Source organism: Streptomyces boninensis (genome assembly GCF_048572725.1).
Lineage (GTDB): Bacteria > Actinomycetota > Actinomycetes > Streptomycetales > Streptomycetaceae > Streptomyces > Streptomyces boninensis.
Genome location: NZ_CP183837.1, coordinates 2,308,912 through 2,327,429, shown reverse-complemented (window position 1 = coordinate 2,327,429; position 18,518 = coordinate 2,308,912). Strand labels below are relative to the sequence as shown.

The window sequence follows — 18,518 nt, the reverse complement described above, 5'->3', positions numbered from 1 at the left end:
CGCCGCAGGCGCGAACCGGTCAGCCCAGCGACAGCACGATCAGCACGGTCACCGCAGCCGTCTCAGCGAGCGCGCCGAAGACATCACCCGTGACACCACCCAAGCGGCGCACACAGTGCCGTAGCAAGAGCTCCGCCGCGGTCAGCGCAAGCACAAAGGCCGACGCCGTACGGACCGCCTCTGCCCCGCCCGCCAGCGCGAAGGCCCCGCCCGCCAGGGCCACCGCCGACGCACCCGCCACCGCCAGCACGGCCCGCCGCGGCACGGCCCCCGCCACGGCGGCCCCCAACCCCTCCGGCCGCGCGGCGGCCACGCCGCCACGCGCCGCGAAGGCCATCGCACAGCGACCCGCGACCAAGGCCGCGACGACCCCCACCGCCCCAGCCGCCCAACTCGCCGCATAAAGCTCCGCCACCGCGGCGACCTGCGCCAGCAGCACGAAGACCAGCGTCAGCACACCGAACGGCCCGATATCCGACTTCCGCATGACATCGAGCGCCCCGGCCGCAGGCCGCCCGCTGCCGAGGCCGTCCGCCGTATCGGCCAGGCCGTCCAGGTGCAGCCCGCGCGTCAGTGCCGCCGGTACGGCGACCGTGGCCACCGCCGCGAGCAGCGCCCCGGCGCCGAGCGCCAGCAGCACCCCGCCGAGCCCGGCCGCACAAAGCCCCAGCACCAGCCCAACCACAGGCGCGCACAACATCCCGTCCCGAGCCGCATCCCGGTCCCACCGGGACACCCGCACCGGCACCGCCGTCAGCGTCCCGAACGCGAACCGCAGCCCGTCGGATATCCGTGAAGGCATCTACGTGATGTCGTCGACGTCAGTCTCGGGTTCTGCCGGCTTGCCGGCCCCCTCGGGCGCCGCCGGCAGCTCCGCCCACAGCTGGGCAGCGGCCTGCACCAGCGGCAGCGTCAGCAGCGCGCCGACGCCCTCGCCCGCCGTGACTTGCTGGTCCAGGACCGCGTCGAGGGCGATGCGGTCGAGCGCCTTCTCCTGTGCCGGCTCGCCGCTCACCGAGCCCGCCAGCCACCAGTCCGGGGCGCGGAAGGCCACCCGCTGGCCGACCAGCGCCGCCGCCGACGCCACCACGCCGTCGAGGATCACCGGCGTCCGCCGGACCGCGCACTGCAGCAGGAAGCCCGTCATCGCCGTCAGGTCGGCGCCGCCCACGGCGCCCAGCAGCTCCAGTTGCTCACCGAGCACCTTCCGGGCCCGCCGCAACGCATCGCGAATCGCCGCACACTTGCGCATCCACGCCAGGTCGTCGATGCCGCTGCCGCCCCGCCCGGTCACCACCGAGGCATCGGTGCCGCAGAGCGCAGCGACGATCACGCCCGCCGGGGTCGTACCGCCGACGCTGATGTCGCCGAGCACGATCAGATCCGTGCCGGAGTCGGCCTCTTCATCGGCGATCGCCATCCCGGCCAGGAAGGCCGCCTCGGCCTCCTCGGCGGTCAGCGCGTCCTCGATGTCGATACGACCGCACCCACGCCGCACCTTGTGCTTGGCGACATCGTCAGGCAGCTCCGCCGCATCGCAGTCCAGGCCCATGTCGACCACTCGCAGCCCGGCCCCGAAGCGCCGCGCCAGCACCGCGGCGGCGCTCTCGCCGGCCAGCGCGGACTTGGTCAGCCGCAGCGCGTCGCCCGCGGGGCGCGCCGAGACGCCCTCCGAGGCGATGCCGTGGTCGCCCGCGAAGAGCACCACCTTCGCCTGCGTGATCGGCTTCGCGGGCGCGGCGCCCTGCGCCGCGGCCAGCCACTCGCCGAGCTCGTCGAGCCGGCCCAGGCTGTCGGGGCGCGGCTCGCGGTCCGCCCGCCAGTCCTGCGCGTCGCGGCGGGCGCCGGAGTCGGGGCGCTCGATGAGTGAGGTGAAGTCGTCGAGATTGAGGCCGCTCATTCGGCGCACATTAGCCGAAGGGAGCGGGGGAGGGAGCCGCCGGGGCGGGCGCCCCGTCAGCCGCGCAGCTGCAGCACCTGCCCGGCCACCACCAGCAGCACCTGCTCGCACTCGGCCCCGACCGCCGCGTTCAGCCGCCCGAGCTCGTCCCGGAACAGCCGCCCCGAGACCGTGTCCGGGACGATCCCGGAGCCCACCTCATTGCTGACCGCGACCACGGTGCGGCTGGTCTCCCGGACCGCGGCCGCGAGTTCACCGACCCGCTCCCGTACGGCATCGACCTCGCCCTTCTCCCAGGCGTCCGTCTCGTCCATCACGGCCGTCAGCCACAGCGCCAGGCAGTCGATCAGCAGCGGCGGCCCGTCCGCGGCCAGCAGCGGCACCAGGTCGGTGGTCTCCGTCGTACGCCAGCTGCCGGGGCGCCGCTCCCGGTGCGTGGCCACCCGCGCCGCCCACTCGGCGTCGTCGTCCCGCTGCCCGGAGGTCGCCGCGTACTCCACCCCGGCGAAGGCCGCGAGCCGCCGCTCGGCCTCGACCGACTTTCCCGACCTGGCCCCGCCGAGTACGAGGGTCCGGCGCGGCACCGAAGGCGCGGCGTCGGCCTCGCCGACGGTGTGGCAGTCCCCGTCCGGTACGGCCCGGGCCCCGGCCGCGGCGAGGCGGCGGTGCAGCTCGCGGCCGGGCGGCACGTCGTGCCCGATGTGCACGCCGATCACGTCGGTCGCGGGGCCCACCGCGCGCCGCTCGCGCAGCCGCGCGAGGGCGTCGGGCCGGCCGAGCACGTCCAGGAGGACCAGGTCGTACGGGCCGGTGTCCTCGGCCAGGCCTGCGGGGGCGGCGCCCGGCGGCAGGTAGAGCAGCCGCTCGCCCTGCGGGCCGGTGATGGCGTAGCCCGTACCGGGGGAGTCGAGGGCGACGGCGCGGAAGCGGTGGCCGCTGATCAGCGTGGCGTCCTGGCCGTCGGGCACCCGGCTGGCCGGTGGCAGCCCGGGCGGCAGCTCCACCGCGGGGCCGTCGTGCGGGTGCGAGAGGAGCACCTGCAGCACGCCGCCGAGGGTGTGTCCGGCGCGGGCGGCGGCGAAGGCGGCGCCGGGGGTGAGGTCGAGGAGCAGCACCCCGTCGACGAGGACGGCGGTGGCGGCGCGGGCCTCGGCGCCGGTCGCGGCGGCGCAGGAGGCGCAGGGGCAGCCGGGTTCGGGCAGGCCGGCGGGTGCGCCGGTTCCCAGCAGAGTGATTTCCACACCACGTAGTCTGCCTGCAGCGATGGTGCGACTTCAGGAGGCGGACATGGCGGCGTGGACCTGGCGGTTCGAAAAGACGGACGGCAGCGAGACCGCTCCCGCGGTGGAGCCCGAGGAATTCACGACCCAGGGCGACGCGGAGTCCTGGCTCGGGGAGGTGTGGAAGGACCTCCTCGACGGTGGCGTCGATCAGGTGACGCTCTTCGAGGACGGCGGGAAGATTTACGGCCCGATGAGCCTGCACGATGCGATGACGCCGGAGGCTGAGTAGCCGTTATCGAGATGGGTCCGCCCACCCGCGCTGCGGGTGGGCGGACCCATCTCGAGTTGCCGGTGAACCCGTAGCCCGTGGGCTACGGCCGCTCGCCTCGCCTGACCTGCGGCTTCGGCAGGCGCATCCGGCGCATCTGGAGCGTGCGCATTAGCGCGTACGCCGTGACCCCCCGATGAGACTCATCGGGGAAGCGCTCCTTGATCTGCTTCTTGAACCGGATCGCCAGGATGATCGAGTCGATCACGATCAGCACGATCACGACCATCCACAGCATCAGCGACAGCGCCTGCGCCTGCCCGCCGAGGAAGCTGAGGATCAGAATCAGAATCGCGGCCGGCAGGAAGAACTCCGCCATCGACCACCGCGCATCCACGTAGTCGCGGGCAAAGCGGCGCACCGGCCCCTTGTCCCGCGCGGGCAGATAGCGCTCGTCGCCACCGGCCAGCGCCTCCTGGCGCTTGGCCATGTCGGCGCGGCGGGCTTCGCGGGTGCGCTTCGCGGCCTCCTTGCGCGTCGTGGGCGCGGTGACCGTGCGGCGCTGCGACTGCGCCTGGCTGCGCTTGGGCGTGGGGCGGCCCTTGGGCGCCTCCGGGTCGCGAGGCTGCTTGGCCTCGGTCACCGGGGCGGCGGGCTTGTCATCCTTGGAGGAGCGGCTTCCGAACACAGAAACCAAGGATACGGGGTGTACAGGTGTCGCCCCTCACCGCAGCGGGAACGATCCGGCAACGGCCGACGTGTAAGACGTAGGAAAGGCCGCGTACCGGGTCACCCCCTACACCCGCCTACACCCTGGGCGGGAGCCCGGGGGCGCGGGTTCGTCCTGCAGGAGGAGCGCATCGGCGCTCAAGCAGTGCGGTAATGGAAGAGGGCCCCGTACTGTGGGGTCTTAAGAGTTTTGTTGCTGGAGCCCGAAGTCCGTCAGGAGAAGGGGGCGCGCGAGGCCCATGAGCGGTGGAGTCATGAAGCGGATGGGGATGATCTTCCGCGCGAAGGCCAATAAGGCCCTGGACCGGGCCGAGGATCCGCGCGAGACCCTCGATTACTCGTACCAGAAGCAGCTTGAGCTGCTCCAGAAGGTGCGCCGCGGGGTCGCCGATGTGGCGACGTCCCGTAAGCGCCTCGAGCTGCAGCTCGGCCAGCTGCAGAGCAATGGCGCCAAGCTGGAGGACCAGGGCAAGAAGGCCCTCGCCCTCGGCCGGGAGGACCTGGCCCGCGAGGCGCTGTCCCGCAAGGCGGCGCTGCAGCAGCAGGTCGCCGACCTCGAGACACAGCACCAGACGCTGCAGAGCGAGGAGGAGAAGCTCACCCTCGCGGCCCAGCGGCTGCAGGCCAAGGTGGACGCCTTCCGTACGAAGAAGGAGACCATCAAGGCCACCTACACGGCCGCGCAGGCGCAGACCCGGATCGGGGAGGCCTTCTCGGGCATCTCCGAGGAGATGGGCGACGTCGGCATGGCGATCCAGCGCGCCGAGGACAAGACGGCGCAGCTCCAGGCGCGCTCCGGCGCGATCGACGAGCTGCTCGCCTCGGGTGCCCTGGACGACCCGACCGGCACCACGAAGGACGACCTGACGGCCGAGCTGGACCGGCTCTCGGGCGGCGCCGACGTGGAGCTGGAGCTGCAGCGCATGAAGGCCGAGCTGGCCGGCGGCAGCAGCCCCCAGCAGGGCCAGATCGAGTCGGGTGGCAATGGCGTGAGCCAGCCCTCCGACCACCAGCAGACGCAGGCCGACGGCCCGAATTTCGACAAGCAGTAAGGCCCCTTCACCGGGCGCCACTCCACTCGCACACGGAGGGACGACATGATCGTACGGATCATGGGGGAGGGGCAGGTGAAGCTGGCCGACAGCCACTTCACCGAGCTGAACAAGCTGGACGACGAGCTGCTCAAGGAGATGGAGACGGGCGACGGTCCCGGCTTCCGGCGCACTCTGGCCGAGCTCCTGGAGGCGGTGCGCCGTCTCGGCAGCCCGCTGCCCGACGACTCCCTGGAGCCGTCGGAGCTCATCCTCCCCGCCGAGGACGCGACCCTCGACGAGGTCCGCGCCCTGCTCCGTGACGAAGGCGGGGGCCTCATCCCGGGCTGAAGCGGATCACACTCCAGCAACCGAGCGCCCCGGCCCGCCACGCGCGGGGCGGGGCGCTCGTGGCTCAAGTGCCCGCGCGCCCCTCGCGCCCCCTACGGTTGACTGACGTGCCGCATACCCTCACCGCGATCCGCCGCTGGTTCAGCGCCCGCCCGGTGGCCCTCGACGGGCTGCTCGCGGCCGTCGTGCTCGCCCTGATCATCATCGGCGCCCTGCACCCCTCGAGCGGCCCGAACGCGATGCCCCCCGCGGACCTCGGCGTCACCGAGGTCGCCCTGGCCGTGGCCGCGAGCGCCGCCCTGGTCGCCCGCCGCATCGCCCCCGGCGTGGTCCTCGCCGTCACCGCCGCCCTCACCCTCGCGCACATCATCGCCGCGGGCGGCGACCCCCGGGTGCCGATCGCGCTCTCCGCCGCCGTGGCGCTCTACACGGTCGCCTCCCGCACCGACCGCCACACCACCTGGCGGGTCGCGCTGGTCACGGTCGGCGTGCTCACCGGCGCCATGATGCTCTTCGGCGACCGCCCCTGGTACGCCGACGAAAACCTCGGCGTCTTCGCCTGGACCGGCATGGCCGCCGCCATCGGCGACGCCGTCCGCAGCCGGCGCGCGGTGGTCGACGCGATCCGCGACCGCGCGGAACGGGCCGAGCAGACCCGCGAGTCGGAGGCCCTGCGCCGCGTCGCGGAGGAGCGGATGCGCATCGCGCGCGAGCTGCACGACGTGGTCGCGCACCACATCGCCCTGGTGAACGTCCAGGCAGGCGTCGCCTCCCATGTGATGGACGCCCGCCCGGACCAGGCCAAGGAGGCCCTCGCCCACGTCCGCGAGGCCAGCCGGGCGGCGCTGGAGGAGCTGCGGGCGACGGTGGGGTTGCTGCGCCAGTCCGGCGACCCGGCGGCGCCGAAGGAGCCCGCGCCCGGGCTCGGGGTGCTGGACCAGCTGGTGGACGGTTTCGTACGGGCCGGGCTGCCGGTGTCGGTCGAGGTGCTGGCGCCGGGGCGGCTGCTGTCGGCGGATGACGGGGATCAGGAGGCGCGGGCGGCGGAGGTCGGGGCCGGGCTGCCGACGGCGATCGATCTGACGGCCTATCGGGTGGTGCAGGAGGCGCTGACCAATGTCCAGAAGCATGCGGGGGCGGGGGTGCGGGCCGTGGTGCGGGTGACGCGGCGGGCGGGGGAGCTGGAGCTCGTGGTGGCGGACGACGGGCGGGGTGCGGCCGGCGGCGAACTCGCGGGCGGGCATGGACTGATGGGCATGCGGGAGCGGGCTGCGGCGCTCGGGGGCAGCTGCGAGGCGGGGGCCAGGGAGGACGGCCGGCCGGGGTTCCGGGTGCGGGTGGCGCTGCCACTGGAGGGCGCCGAGAGCGAGCCGGTGGTGCGGGCGGCGGGGGAGGCCGCGCGGTGATCCGGGTGGTGCTGGCGGATGATCATGCGCTGCTGCGGAGTGCGTTCCGGGTGCTGGTGGAGTCCGAGGCGGACATGGAGGTGGTGGGGGAGGCCTCGGACGGGGCGGAGGCGGTGCGGCTCGTACGGGATGAGCGGGCGGATGTCGTGCTGATGGATATCCGGATGCCCGGGACGGACGGCATTTCGGCGACCGAGCAGATCACGAAGGACGCGGAGCTCGACCACGTACGGGTGGTCATTCTGACGACCTTCGAGGCCGACGAGTACGTGGTGCAGTCGCTGCGGGCGGGCGCGTCCGGCTTCCTCGGCAAGGGCGCCGAGCCCGGCGAGCTGCTGAACGCGATCCGCGTGGCCGCGGGCGGAGAGGCGCTCCTGTCACCGGCGGCGACAAAGGGCCTGATCGGCCGCTTCCTGGCCCAGAGCACGAGCCCGCCTGCGGCGGGGGCCGGCGACGCGGACCAGCTGGCCTCGCTGACCAGCCGCGAGCGGGAGGTCCTGATGCTCGTGGCCGGCGGCCTGTCGAACGACGAGATCGCCGACCGCCTGGCCGTCAGCCCGCTGACGGTGAAGACGCACGTGAACCGGGCCATGGCCAAGCTGGGCGCGCGGGATCGGGCGCAGCTGGTCGTGATCGCGTACGAAAGCGGCCTGGTCCGCCCCGGCACGTAACTCCGTGGGCAGGCGTCCCGCACGGCGGGACGGGTGGGCACGGGACGGGCCGCAGCCCGCCGACGCAACCGGCACCGCCCCAGACCGAGGCGCTACAGATACGCCCGCGAGGGCACATACGGCTCCGGCGGCCGCATGCCCCGCAGTGCCACGAAGCCGTCCGCCTCCAGGTCCAGGCGGGCCGCCAGGCCTACGTCGAGGGCCCACTGCTGTTCGGCCGTCAGGCCGCCCACGTGGGCGCGGGCGCCTTGACCCAAGGACAGGAGCGACGCGGTCAGGAGGCGGGTCGCGATGCGGCGGGAGGTGGCGGCTAGGAGCTCGATCGTGCCGTCCTCGCCGACGTACACGTATCCGCTGCCGGCCAGGTCATCGCAGACCAGGCAGGCGAAGTGGCGCACGAGCTCGTCGTGATCGGGGCCATGCGCGCCACCGCGGCGGAGGCGGTCGACCGAGTCCATCAGGTCGCGCTGCTTGGGCCCGGCCTCGGCCACCGCGCCGTCGGGCGCATCGAGGCCGGACACGTCCACCTCACCCGCCAGGCTCATCGCCGGGTGCAGGGCGAACCCCGCCGCTCGGTACGCCCGCGCCGCGCGCGGATCCGCGGAGGCACAGATGATGCCGCGCAGACACCCCTTCCCGTACGCCAGCGCGCGCGCCAATAAGGCCCGCCCCGCGCCCTTCCCCTGCGCCTCCGGCGCCACCGCCAGCAGCGAAAGCCCCCACGTGCCCTCCCGCCGCGAGGACAGCACCGTGCCCAGCGGCCGGCCGTCATCCGCGTGCGCCAGCCAGCAGCCGCCCGGGTCCGTACGGGCCAGGTGGCGGGTGCGGGCGGTGTGGCGGATGGATCTCTCCGGCGGCCAGGGGCCGCCAAGAGCCGAGGCCGCCACGGTGCGTACGGCCTCGGCGTCGTCCTTCGAATCCCGGACGGGGCGCACGATCACGCCTCCATCCTTGTCCTCCGGCTACGGCAGCGCCAGCATCCGCTCCAGGGCGAGCTTCGCGAAGTCCTCGGTCTCGCGGTCGACGCTGATCTGATTGATCAGCTTGCCGTCGGCGAGGGACTCCAGGGCCCAGACCAGGTGGGGCAGGTCGATGCGGTTCATCGTCGAGCAGAAGCAGACCGTCTTGTCGAGGAAGACGATCTCCTTGTCCTGGTGCTGCTTCGCCAGCCGCCGGACCAGGTTGAGCTCGGTGCCGATGGCCCACTTGGAGCCGGCCGGGGCGGCGTCGAGTGCCTTGATGATGTACTCGGTCGAGCCGACGTAGTCGGCCTGCTCGACGACCTCGTGCTTGCACTCGGGGTGGACGAGGACATTGACGCCCGGGATGCGCTCGCGCACGTCGTTGACCGAGTCGAGGCTGAAGCGGCCGTGTACGGAGCAGTGGCCGCGCCACAGGATCATCTTCGCGTCCCGCAGCTGCTCGGCGGTCAGCCCGCCGTTCGGCCGGTGCGGGTTGTAGACGACGCAGTCGTCGAGGGACATTCCCATGTCGCGTACGGCGGTGTTCCGCCCGAGGTGCTGGTCGGGAAGGAAGAGCACCTTCTCGCCCTGCTCGAAGGCCCACTCCAGGGCCCGCTTCGCATTGGAGGAGGTGCAAATCGTGCCGCCGTGCTTGCCGGTGAAGGCCTTGATGTCGGCGGAGGAGTTCATGTACGAGACCGGGACCGTGGTCCCGGCTATCCCGGCCTCGGTCAGCACGTCCCAGCACTCGGCGACCTGCTCGGCCGTCGCCATGTCGGCCATGGAGCAGCCGGCGGCCAGGTCGGGGAGCACGACCTGCTGCGCGTCATTGGTCAGGATGTCCGCCGACTCGGCCATGAAGTGCACACCGCAGAAGACGATGTACTCGGCCTCCGGCCGGGCCGCGGCCTGCTGAGCGAGCTTGAAGGAGTCGCCCGTAACATCCGCGAACTGGATGACCTCGTCACGCTGATAGTGGTGTCCGAGCACGAAAACCTTGTCCCCGAGCCTGGCCTTTGCCGCACGCGCGCGCTCCACGAGGTCCGGGTCGGACGGCGCGGGCAGGTCGCCGGGGCAGTCCACGCCGCGCTCGCTCTTCGGGTCGGCTTCGCGGCCGAGCAGGAGCAGAGCGAGGGGCGTCGGCGTTACGTCGAGGTCCTGGGCGGTGGTCACAGCACGCACCCTTTCTGTTCGGGCAGAGTCAATTCTCGTCAACTTGACGCTATCTATCATAACCCCTTCATGTCAGATTGACGATGCCGAACGTGTCAGTGTGACGCGATCCGCCTTCGGCGGCGGAGGGCGGCTGCGCCCGGACCGTCCACTCGATGGTGGTGTGCGAGCATGGAAGGAATAAGCGGGCACGGCCCGGAATAAAACAGAGTCCGCCCCCGCTGAAGCCAGCGGCAAGCAGTCCGTATACCCGGGAGATATGCGAATGAGCGTTCAGGACGAGACCACCACCACCGACGGCATCCTCCTGTCGGACGCCGCCGCGGCGAAGGTCAAGAGCCTGCTCGAGCAGGAAGGCCGCGACGACCTCGCGCTGCGCGTCGCCGTTCAGCCCGGAGGCTGCTCCGGCCTGCGCTACCAGCTGTTCTTCGACGAGCGTTCCCTCGACGGCGACGTCGTCAAGGACTTCGGCGGCGTCAAGGTCGTCACCGACCGGATGAGCGCCCCGTACCTCGGCGGCGCCTCGATCGACTTCGTCGACACCATCGAGAAGCAGGGCTTCACGATCGACAACCCGAACGCCACCGGCTCCTGCGCCTGCGGCGACTCCTTCAACTGAGCTGAGCACGCCGGGCCGCGCGGCCCGGCACAGCCCGAAGCGCAACGAAGGCGGCGGACCCCCCACTGGTCCGCCGCCTTCTTGTTGGGCGGCCTCGCGGCCCAGGTCCCTACTTCCGGGCCACGGCCTCCCCGTCGGACGCGTCCATGACCTTCCGCCCGTCGAGGTCCTTCTTCAGCGCCACCTTCTCCTCGAAGAGCCGCGCCACCTTCACGCAGATCGCCCCGGGCTTCTTGTCCACACCGGTGACCCGCACCTTCACGCTGTCCGCGCCCTCGTCGGCCGTCGCGGAGTAGTTGCTGCACACCCCGCCCCAGAAGCGGACGGTCAGGGTGGTGCCGGACACGGTGTAAGAGTCGATCTCCATGGTCGTACGGCCCTTACCGGGCGTCCCGGGCTCCTGGGTCGGCTTCGGCTTCGGCTCGGGCCGACTCGACTCCGGCGTCGGCGTGCCCGGCTCAGGATTCGCCGGCGGCTCCGCCGCCGAGGGCGGTTCCACCTGCCGGTACTTGATGAATTCGGGCTTCACCGCCGGGAAGGCGAGCTTCGAGGTGTCCGCCTCGCGCCCGGTCGGCGAGGTCAGCGTGTAGATCCAGGAGGGCACCAGGGCCTGCTCACCCGCCACCGACTGCGCCGAGAGACCGAACACCGCCCCGCGCACGGTCGGCGCCTTGATCCCCGCAGGTGGCTGCGGGCATTCCTGCGCGATCTCGCCGCGCGACCCACCGCCCGACCGCTTGCCCGCCGCATCCGGCACCGCCGACGCGCACGCCGGCGCCGACCGCAGCTTCTCCTCCGGGCTCCCCTGCGCGATGCCGCCGCGCACCTTGTTGAGCTCCTTCAGCGTGGCCGCCGCCGACTGCACGGGATACGTGTGCCCCTTCTCAAGCGCCGACAGCCGCCCATTCGCGCTGGCCGGCTTGCCGTCCGCGCCCACCATCACCGACGTCTCCCAGCCCCACGTGGGCAGCCCGGCCACCCGCGGCTGCGCCGCGACCCTGCGCAGCGCCCCGTAGCCGGTGGATTCCGCGTCCACCTTCGCGTCCTTCTGCCCGACGGCCGCCAGCACCGGCGCCACGGCCTTACGCGCCGCCTCCGGCGACACCGGATCACCACCGGCATCCGCGGGCCCGGAACTCCCGCCCGAGGACGTGGTCGTGGCATCCAGACACACGGCGACCGGCCTGGGCGTGTCCCCCGAGCTGCTGGAGCTGTCCGGCTTCACCGGCCGCGGCAGCTCGCACGGCACATCACCGCCCGCCCGGTACCGGTCGTACGACCACAGCCCCGGCGCCGCCACACTCACCCGCAGCAGCGGCCCCTGCCCGTCCCGCGCGGTCCCCACCAGCCAGCTCTCGCCCTGCTGCCGCGGCTTCCCCGGCACATCGAGCGCCGCGGCCAGCCGGGCCACCGCACCCCGCGACACGGTCCCCTCAGCCGTACGGACCGCCGCCTCGTCAGGCCCGCCCGGCAGCTTGCCGGTGGCCTTGATGGCGTCGGCGGCACTCGCGGACCCCGGCCCCGCCCCGTAACCATCGAGCTCGAGCGGCGGCGGATCGCCGTCCTTGCCCGACCCCGCCGGGCTGTCACCCGCGGCGGACCCCGACGACCCCGCCGTGCCCGCCACATACGCGACGCCCCCGCCGGTCAGCAGCACCGCCGCGGCCACTGCGGCCGCCGCGAAGGGCGAGAACCGCCCCTGTGTACCCGGCTGATCGCTCACGTCCTGCTCCCAAGGGCTCGGTGGATGGATCTGCCGATGGGACGGAGAAGCGGGCCAAGCGGTTCCGGGCTACGGGCTAGTCGCCGTACTCCGACATCCCGTTCAGCAGCGCCGCCGACCGCGCCGGGACGCTGATCCGGGCCCGGGGCACGGGCACCGGAACCGGCGACGCCCCCAGCCCCGCCGCATCATGCGGCCAGTGTGGCGTCATCCGCGCGCAGTCGACGCGCAATTCGGCGAGCCCGCCGTCGATCTCAAACTCGTACTCGTGCATGCCCTCGACGCTACGCACGAAAGAACCCCGGCAATAGCCCTACCACCTGGTAGTTCGCCGCTCCCAGGGGTCCTGGCCGCCCGCGTACCACAGCGCCGGTTAACCCGGACCCGGTAGCGTGTCGCACGCCCACACGCCCGCTTCCTTCCCAGGAGCTTTCGCCGTGCGTATCGCAGTCACCGGCTCCATCGCGACCGACCACCTGATGACCTTCCCCGGCCGCTTCGCCGACCAGCTGGTGGCCGACCAGCTGCACACGGTCTCCCTCTCCTTCCTGGTCGACGGCCTCGACATCCGCCGCGGCGGCGTCGGCCCGAACATCTGCTTCGGCATGGGCCAGCTCGGCACCGAGCCGATCCTCGTCGGGGCGGCGGGGGCCGACTTCGGCGAGTACCGCGCCTGGCTGGACCGGCACGGCGTCGACACCGGCTCCGTACACATCTCGGAGACCGCCCACACGGCCCGCTTCGTCGTCACCACCGACGCCGACCACAACCAGATCGGCTCCTTCTACCCGGGCGCGATGAGCGAGGCCCGGCAGATCGAACTGAAGGCGGTCGCCGACCGCGTCGGCGGCCTCGACCTGGTCGTCATCGGCGCCGACGACCCGGAGGCGATGCTCCGGCACACGGAGGAGTGCCGGACCCGCGGCATCCCCTTCGCCGCGGACTTCTCGCAGCAGATCGCGCGCATGGAGGGCGACGACATCCGCATCCTCACCGAGGGTGCGCACTACCTCTTCTCCAATGAGTACGAGAAGGGCCTCATCGAGTCCAAGACCGGCTGGAGCGACGCCGAGATCCTGGACAAGGTCGACTACCGCGTCACCACGCTCGGCGCCCGCGGCGTCCGCATCGAGCGGGCCGGCGAGCCGGTGGTCGAGGTCGGCTGCCCCGAGGAGGAGGCGAAGGTCGACCCGACCGGCGTGGGCGACGCCTTCCGCGCGGGCTTCCTCTCCGGGCTCAGCTGGGGCGTCGGGCATGAGCGGGCCGCGCAGGTCGGGTGCATGCTGGCGACGCTGGTGATCGAGACGCTGGGCACCCAGGAGTACGAGCTGCGCCGTGGGCACTTCATGGAGCGCTTCACCAAGCGGTACGGCGAGGACGCCGCGTCCGAGGTGCAGCAGTACCTCGGCGCCTGATCCGCCTCATCAGCCGCGGCGCCGCACCTGATAGGCGGTGCCGCGGCCGTCGGGCCCCGGCTGCTCGCCCACGTACTCCTGCTCGCGCATCTCGCACCAGGCCGGAATGTCGAGGCGGGCCGCCTCGTCGTCCGACAGGACGGTCACGACCGAACCGACGGGCACATCGCCGATCACCTTCGCCAGCTCGATGACCGGGATCGGGCACTTCTTCCCGAGCGTGTCGAGCACGAGCTCATCGGCCTGCGACGTGCCCCCGGGTGCCTCGGCCCGCCGGGTCTCGCCCCCGGCCCCGAGCTGCGCCCGTACCCGCCCGACCACGTCCGGCAGCACCCGCAGGAACCGCTCAACCTCGGTGTCCTCCACCCCTCGCGGCAGCGACACCCGCACATTCCCCTCCGACAGCACGCCCATCGCGCGCAGCACATGACTCGGCGTCAGCGTGCTGGAGGTGCACGACGATCCGGACGACACCGAGAACCCCTCGCGGTCGAGCTCGTGCAGCAGCGTCTCTCCGTCGACATAGAGACAGGAGAAGGTGACCAGGTGCGGCAGCCGCCGCTCGCCGTCGCCGACCACCTCCACGTCCGGCACCAGCTCGGGCACCCGCTCCCGGATCGCCCGCACCAGCCCGCGCAGCCGCTCGTCCTCGGCCTTGGCCTCTTCCCGTACGGCCCTGAGCGCGGCGACCGCCGCCACGATGGCCGGGATGTTCTCGAAGCCCGGGCTGCGTCCGGCCTCCCGCTCGTCCGCGGGGTGCACCGGCGCGAACCTGGTGCCCTTGCGTACCGCGAGCAGCCCGACGCCGGCCGGGCCGCCCCACTTGTGCGCGCTGCCGGTGAGCAGCGACCACGGCCCGGCCACCGGCCCCCACGCCAACGACTGCGCGGCGTCGACCAGCAGCGGCACGCCCGCGGCGCGGCAGGCGTCGGCGACTTCGGTGGTGGGCTGGACGGTGCCGACCTCATGGTTGGCGGACTGGAGGCAGGCGAGGGCGGTTTCGGGGGTGAGCGCGGCGGCGTAACTCTCCTCGGACACCCGCCCGGTGCGGTCGACCGGCACCTCGGTGACGGTGCCGCCCGCGGCGGCGTGCGCCTCGGCGGCGTGCAGCACCGCGGAATGCTCGACCGCGGACACGACGAGCTGCCGCCCCACGCGCCGGCGTCCGGCCAGGGCCCCGGCGATGCCGGTGTGCAGCGCATGCGTACCGGACGGCGTGAAGGACAGCTCGTCGGGCCGGCACCCCACCGCCTCCGCGCCGGCCTCCCGAGCGGCGTCCAGCAGCATCCGCGCCCGTCGCCCCTCCCGGTACAACCGGCCGGGATCGGCCCACCCCTCGTCGAGCGCGGCAAGCAGGGCTTGTCGCCCAACCGGGTGAAGCGGCGCGCCAGAAGCAACGTCAAAGTTCGACACGCCTACACCCTCCCACCCACCCGCCGGTCCGTGCGGCAGGCCCCAACGCAGCGGTCGGCCGGGAGGGAATGCCGGCGGCCGCCGACACCCGCCAAACGCTCCAGACCCACCCACCCGCCCGTTGCTCCGTGCCGCAGGTACCAGTGCGGCGCGCCCCGGCAGCGGGCACGCGGCGGCCAGAAGTGCCCCGCGGCGCCCCGCCCGGCCCCCGCGGCAGCAACTCCGCCGCACGGAGCATCGGGCGGGTGGGCGGGCACGACACCTCACCACCCCCACAACCGCACCCGGCGGCGCTCGCCCAGCCCCCATCCGAGCCACCCGGACCACCCCAACGGCGGCGCAGCCACACGCGCCACGCCGCACGAACCCACCCTCCCCGAGCGACCCCAAATAGCGTCCAGTAAGGTTTGGCCCGCGTAAACATCCAAAACCCTGCCCGTACGCACAACCCCTCGGCTCCCCGCCAGGGAAAGGCGCGGGCGAGACTCTCGGGAAGGCGCTACGTGAGTCCCAACGGCTCCGACCGCTCGCCGCGGCGCTGGATGCGGCGGAGGCTGCCGCAGGCGCTGGCAGCGGGCCTGGTCCTGGTAACCGCGTCCGGTTGCACATATAAGGACTTTCCCCGCCTCGGCATGCCGAGCCCTGTCACTGAGGAGGCGCCGCGGATCCTCAGTCTGTGGCAGGGCTCCTGGGCCGCCGCCCTCGCCGTCGGCGTGCTGGTGTGGGGGCTCATCATCTGGGCGGTCATCTTCCACCGCCGCTCGCGCACCAAGGTAGAGGTGCCCGCGCAGACCCGGTACAACATGCCCATCGAGGCGCTGTACACGGTCGTGCCGCTCATCATCGTCGCGGTGTTCTTCTACTTCACCGCGCGTGACGAGGCGAAGCTGCTGGAGACCGCAGACAAGCCGGACCGCGTGATCAACGTCGTCGGCTACCAGTGGAGCTGGGGCTTCAACTACCTCGAGCAGGACGGCAGCGACCACGAGGCCAAGGACCTGCCGAAGGACATCAACTCGATCCCGGACAAGTGGCTCAAGGGGATCAGCGACAAGGGCGGCGTCTACGACTACGGCACCCCGGCGTCGCAGAACGCGGACACCGGCAACCCGGGTCCGACGCTCTACCTGCCGAAGGGTGAGCGGGTCCGCTTCATCCTCACTTCCCGGGACGTCATCCACTCCTTCTGGGTGGTTCCGTTCCTGATGAAGCAGGACGTCATCCCGGGCCACACCAACGTGTTCGAGGTGACGCCGAACAAGGAAGGCACCTTCCTCGGCAAGTGCGCCGAGCTCTGCGGTGTCGACCACGCCCGGATGCTCTTCAACGTGAAGGTCGTCTCCCCGTCCGAGTACGAGGAGCACCTGAAGAAGCTGGCCGACAAGGGCCAGGAAGGCTACATCCCGGCGGGCATCCCCCAGACCGACGCCGCGAGGAATGCGGAGACCCACAAGAAATGAGCATCCTCAACGAACCCCAGGGTGCTGCCGAGGCGACGGGTGAGGCACACGCGAGCGAGACTCCCGGCCGCCGCAAGTCGCGGGGCGCCGTGGTGGTCAGCTGGCTGACGACCACCGACCACAAGACGATCGGCAGCCTGTACCTCATCACGTCGTTCGTGTTCTTCATCATCGGCGGCGTCATGGCGCTGCTGATGCGCGCCGAGCTCGCCCGGCCGGGTCTGCAGATCCTGTCGAACGAGCAGTTCAACCAGGCGTTCACGATGCACGGCACGATCATGCTGCTGATGTTCGCGACGCCGCTGTTCGCCGGCTTCGCGAACTGGATCATGCCGCTGCAGATCGGCGCGCCGGACGTGGCCTTCCCGCGGCTGAACATGCTCGCGTACTGGCTCTACCTCTTCGGCTCGATGATCGCGGTCGGCGGCTTCCTCACCCCGCAGGGTGCGGCGAGCTTCGGCTGGTTCGCGTACACGCCGCTGTCCGACGTGGTCCGCTCGCCGAGCATGGGCGCGGACATGTGGATCATGGGTCTGGCGCTGTCCGGCTTCGGTACGATCCTCGGCTCGGTCAACTTCATCACCACCATCATCTGCATGCGCGCGCCCGGCATGACGATGTTCCGGATGCCGATCTTCACCTGGAACGTGCTGCTCACCGGCGTCCTGGTGCTGCTGGCCTTCCCGGTCCTGGCGGCCGCGCTGTTCGCCCTGGAGGCGGACCGTAAATTCGGGGCCCATATCTTCGATCCATCGAACGGGGGCGCGCTGCTCTGGCAGCACCTGTTCTGGTTCTTCGGGCATCCAGAGGTGTACATCATCGCGCTGCCGTTCTTCGGCATCGTCTCGGAGATCATCCCGGTCTTCAGCCGCAAGCCGATGTTCGGCTACACCACGCTGGTCGCCGCGACCATCTCCATCGCGGGCCTGTCCGTGACGGTGTGGGCGCACCACATGTATGTGACCGGCGGCGTGCTATTGCCGTTCTTCGCCTTCATGACGCTGCTGATCGCGGTGCCAACGGGCATCAAGTTCTTCAACTGGATCGGCACCATGTGGAAGGGGTCGCTATCCTTCGAGACCCCGATGCTGTGGACGGTCGGCTTCCTGGTGACCTTCCTGTTCGGCGGTCTTACGGGCGTGATCCTGGCGTCCCCGCCGCTGGACTTCCATGTCTCGGACTCGTACTTCGTGGTGGCGCACTTCCACTACGTGGTCTTCGGCACGGTCGTCTTCGCGATGTTCGCCGGCTTCCACTTCTGGTGGCCGAAGTTCACCGGCAAGATGCTCGACGAGAAGCTCGGGAAGATCACCTTCTGGCTGCTCTTCTGCGGCTTCCACGGCACCTTCCTGGTCCAGCACTGGCTGGGCGCCGAGGGCATGCCGCGCCGGTACTCCGACTATCTGGCGGCCGACGGCTTCACCGCGCTGAACACCTTCTCCACCATCGCCTCGTTCGTGCTCGGTCTGTCGATGCTGCCGTTCTTCTACAACGTCTGGAAGACTGCGAAGTACGGGAAGAAGATCGAGGTCGACGACCCGTGGGGCTACGGCCGCTCGCTCGAATGGGCCACGGCCTGCCCGCCGCCCCGGCACAACTTCCTCACCCTGCCGCGGATCCGTTCCGAATCCCCGGCGTTCGATCTGCACCACCCCGACATCGCCGCGCTCGACCAGCTGGAACACTCCGGCTCGGGCAATGAGGCGCTCGTCGGCGGGAAGGAGACCGGCAAGTGAAGATCCAGGGCCACATGTTCAGCTGGCTCGCGGCCTTCATCCTCGCCGCGGCCATCGTGTACGGGGTCTGGTCGAAGGAGCCGGCGGGCACCGCCGCCCTCTTCATGGCCTTCGGCCTGACGGCGATGATCGGGTACTACCTGATCTTCACCGCCCGGCGGGTGGACACCGGGGCGCAGGACAACAAGGAAGCGGATGTCGCGGACGACGCCGGCGAGCTGGGTTTCTTCTCCCCGCACAGCTGGCAGCCGCTGTTCATCGGCGCGGGCGCGGCGACCGCCTTCCTGGGCATCGCGATCGGCTGGTGGCTGTTCTTCTTCGCCCTCCCGGTGATCCTGTTCGGCATCTTCGGGTGGGTCTTCGAGTACTACCGCGGAGCCGATCAGAACCAGTAATTCCGTACCGCTGAGGGAAGCCCTGCCACCGTCCGGGTGGCGG

At 71.6% G+C, this 18,518-nt stretch carries 19 protein-coding genes; 10 read left to right on the top strand and 9 right to left on the bottom strand.

All coding sequences use genetic code 11. The features are described 5' to 3' along the window. Nucleotides 1-19 precede the first annotated feature (19 nt). Genes ACNNMR_RS10455 through ACNNMR_RS10445 form a run of 3 tightly spaced genes read right to left on the bottom strand, consistent with a single transcriptional unit; the run spans nt 20 to nt 3,141 of the window. Nucleotides 20-802: an adenosylcobinamide-GDP ribazoletransferase gene (locus ACNNMR_RS10455; protein ID WP_419994270.1), complete on the bottom strand. Its 783-nt coding sequence runs from the start codon at nt 800-802 to the stop codon at nt 20-22. Further along, entirely contained in the window at nt 803-1,900 is a 1,098-nt protein-coding gene (locus tag ACNNMR_RS10450; RefSeq protein ID WP_419994269.1) for a nicotinate-nucleotide--dimethylbenzimidazole phosphoribosyltransferase, read from the bottom strand. 56 nt (nt 1,901-1,956) lie between these two features. After that, nucleotides 1,957-3,141 carry a bifunctional adenosylcobinamide kinase/adenosylcobinamide-phosphate guanylyltransferase gene (locus ACNNMR_RS10445; RefSeq protein ID WP_419994268.1) on the bottom strand — a complete coding sequence of 395 codons (1,185 nt, stop codon included), beginning with the start codon at nt 3,139-3,141 and terminating at the stop codon, nt 1,957-1,959. Between the two features lie 46 nt (nt 3,142-3,187). Here ACNNMR_RS10445 and ACNNMR_RS10440 point away from each other — a divergent pair, with 46 nt between their 5' ends. Beyond that, complete coding sequence (locus ACNNMR_RS10440; protein WP_420000323.1) at nt 3,188-3,412, top strand: hypothetical protein; 225 nt, start codon at nt 3,188-3,190, stop codon at nt 3,410-3,412. 82 nt (nt 3,413-3,494) lie between these two features. Here ACNNMR_RS10440 and ACNNMR_RS10435 read toward each other — a convergent pair whose 3' ends face one another. Next, a complete protein-coding gene (locus ACNNMR_RS10435; protein ID WP_419994267.1) occupies nt 3,495-4,088 on the bottom strand; it encodes a DUF3043 domain-containing protein in 594 nt (197 codons plus the stop codon). 286 nt (nt 4,089-4,374) lie between these two features. Between ACNNMR_RS10435 and ACNNMR_RS10430 the strand changes: the two genes are divergently transcribed. The 4 genes from ACNNMR_RS10430 to ACNNMR_RS10415 all read left to right on the top strand — a co-directional run bounded on the left by ACNNMR_RS10430 (nt 4,375) and on the right by ACNNMR_RS10415 (nt 7,579). Next, nucleotides 4,375-5,172, top strand: a complete 798-nt coding sequence (locus tag ACNNMR_RS10430) for a PspA/IM30 family protein (protein ID WP_420000322.1) — start codon at nt 4,375-4,377, stop codon at nt 5,170-5,172. Between the two features lie 45 nt (nt 5,173-5,217). After that, nucleotides 5,218-5,502, top strand: a complete 285-nt coding sequence (pspAA, locus tag ACNNMR_RS10425) for a PspA-associated protein PspAA (protein ID WP_419994266.1) — start codon at nt 5,218-5,220, stop codon at nt 5,500-5,502. 107 nt (nt 5,503-5,609) lie between these two features. Further along, nucleotides 5,610-6,908 (top strand): sensor histidine kinase, encoded by a 1,299-nt coding sequence (locus tag ACNNMR_RS10420; protein ID WP_419994265.1) that lies wholly within the window; start codon nt 5,610-5,612, stop codon nt 6,906-6,908. Next, nucleotides 6,905-7,579, top strand: a complete 675-nt coding sequence (locus ACNNMR_RS10415; protein WP_419994264.1) for a response regulator — start codon at nt 6,905-6,907, stop codon at nt 7,577-7,579. Before ACNNMR_RS10420 ends, ACNNMR_RS10415 begins: the two co-directional genes overlap by 4 nt. A gap of 92 nt (nt 7,580-7,671) precedes the next feature. Here ACNNMR_RS10415 and ACNNMR_RS10410 read toward each other — a convergent pair whose 3' ends face one another. Together ACNNMR_RS10410 and nadA are read right to left on the bottom strand one after the other, a co-directional pair. After that, nucleotides 7,672-8,520, bottom strand: coding sequence for a GNAT family N-acetyltransferase (locus tag ACNNMR_RS10410; protein ID WP_419994263.1), 849 nt, complete (start codon nt 8,518-8,520; stop codon nt 7,672-7,674). 21 nt (nt 8,521-8,541) lie between these two features. Further along, entirely contained in the window at nt 8,542-9,714 is a 1,173-nt protein-coding gene (nadA, locus tag ACNNMR_RS10405) for a quinolinate synthase NadA (RefSeq protein WP_419994262.1), read from the bottom strand. 265 nt (nt 9,715-9,979) lie between these two features. Here nadA and ACNNMR_RS10400 point away from each other — a divergent pair, with 265 nt between their 5' ends. Next, nucleotides 9,980-10,333: a HesB/IscA family protein gene (locus ACNNMR_RS10400; RefSeq protein ID WP_419994261.1), complete on the top strand. Its 354-nt coding sequence runs from the start codon at nt 9,980-9,982 to the stop codon at nt 10,331-10,333. A 109-nt stretch (nt 10,334-10,442) separates the two neighbouring features. Here the strand turns inward: ACNNMR_RS10400 and ACNNMR_RS10395 are convergent, their stop codons facing one another. Both ACNNMR_RS10395 and ACNNMR_RS10390 read right to left on the bottom strand, forming a co-directional pair. Beyond that, nucleotides 10,443-12,056, bottom strand: coding sequence for a hypothetical protein (locus tag ACNNMR_RS10395; protein WP_419994260.1), 1,614 nt, complete (start codon nt 12,054-12,056; stop codon nt 10,443-10,445). A gap of 76 nt (nt 12,057-12,132) precedes the next feature. Next, nucleotides 12,133-12,330 carry a hypothetical protein gene (locus ACNNMR_RS10390; protein ID WP_419994259.1) on the bottom strand — a complete coding sequence of 66 codons (198 nt, stop codon included), beginning with the start codon at nt 12,328-12,330 and terminating at the stop codon, nt 12,133-12,135. Nucleotides 12,331-12,493: 163 nt separating this feature from the next. Between ACNNMR_RS10390 and ACNNMR_RS10385 the strand changes: the two genes are divergently transcribed. Next, nucleotides 12,494-13,471: a carbohydrate kinase family protein gene (locus ACNNMR_RS10385; RefSeq protein ID WP_419994258.1), complete on the top strand. Its 978-nt coding sequence runs from the start codon at nt 12,494-12,496 to the stop codon at nt 13,469-13,471. 9 nt (nt 13,472-13,480) lie between these two features. Here the strand turns inward: ACNNMR_RS10385 and ACNNMR_RS10380 are convergent, their stop codons facing one another. Then, complete coding sequence (locus ACNNMR_RS10380; protein ID WP_419994257.1) at nt 13,481-14,884, bottom strand: cysteine desulfurase/sulfurtransferase TusA family protein; 1,404 nt, start codon at nt 14,882-14,884, stop codon at nt 13,481-13,483. Between the two features lie 503 nt (nt 14,885-15,387). Between ACNNMR_RS10380 and coxB the strand changes: the two genes are divergently transcribed. From coxB to ACNNMR_RS10365, 3 genes are read left to right on the top strand one after another with little or no spacing between them, the layout of a single operon-like run. Continuing rightward, nucleotides 15,388-16,344: a cytochrome c oxidase subunit II gene (gene coxB, locus ACNNMR_RS10375; protein ID WP_419994256.1), complete on the top strand. Its 957-nt coding sequence runs from the start codon at nt 15,388-15,390 to the stop codon at nt 16,342-16,344. Next, complete coding sequence (gene ctaD, locus ACNNMR_RS10370; RefSeq protein WP_419994255.1) at nt 16,341-18,080, top strand: cytochrome c oxidase subunit I; 1,740 nt, start codon at nt 16,341-16,343, stop codon at nt 18,078-18,080. The genes coxB and ctaD overlap by 4 nt, the downstream gene beginning before the upstream one ends. After that, the gene (locus tag ACNNMR_RS10365; protein ID WP_419994254.1) at nt 18,077-18,475 is read left to right on the top strand and encodes a cytochrome c oxidase subunit 4; all 399 of its coding nucleotides are present in this window, start codon (nt 18,077-18,079) and stop codon (nt 18,473-18,475) included. Before ctaD ends, ACNNMR_RS10365 begins: the two co-directional genes overlap by 4 nt. Nucleotides 18,476-18,518 lie beyond the last annotated feature (43 nt).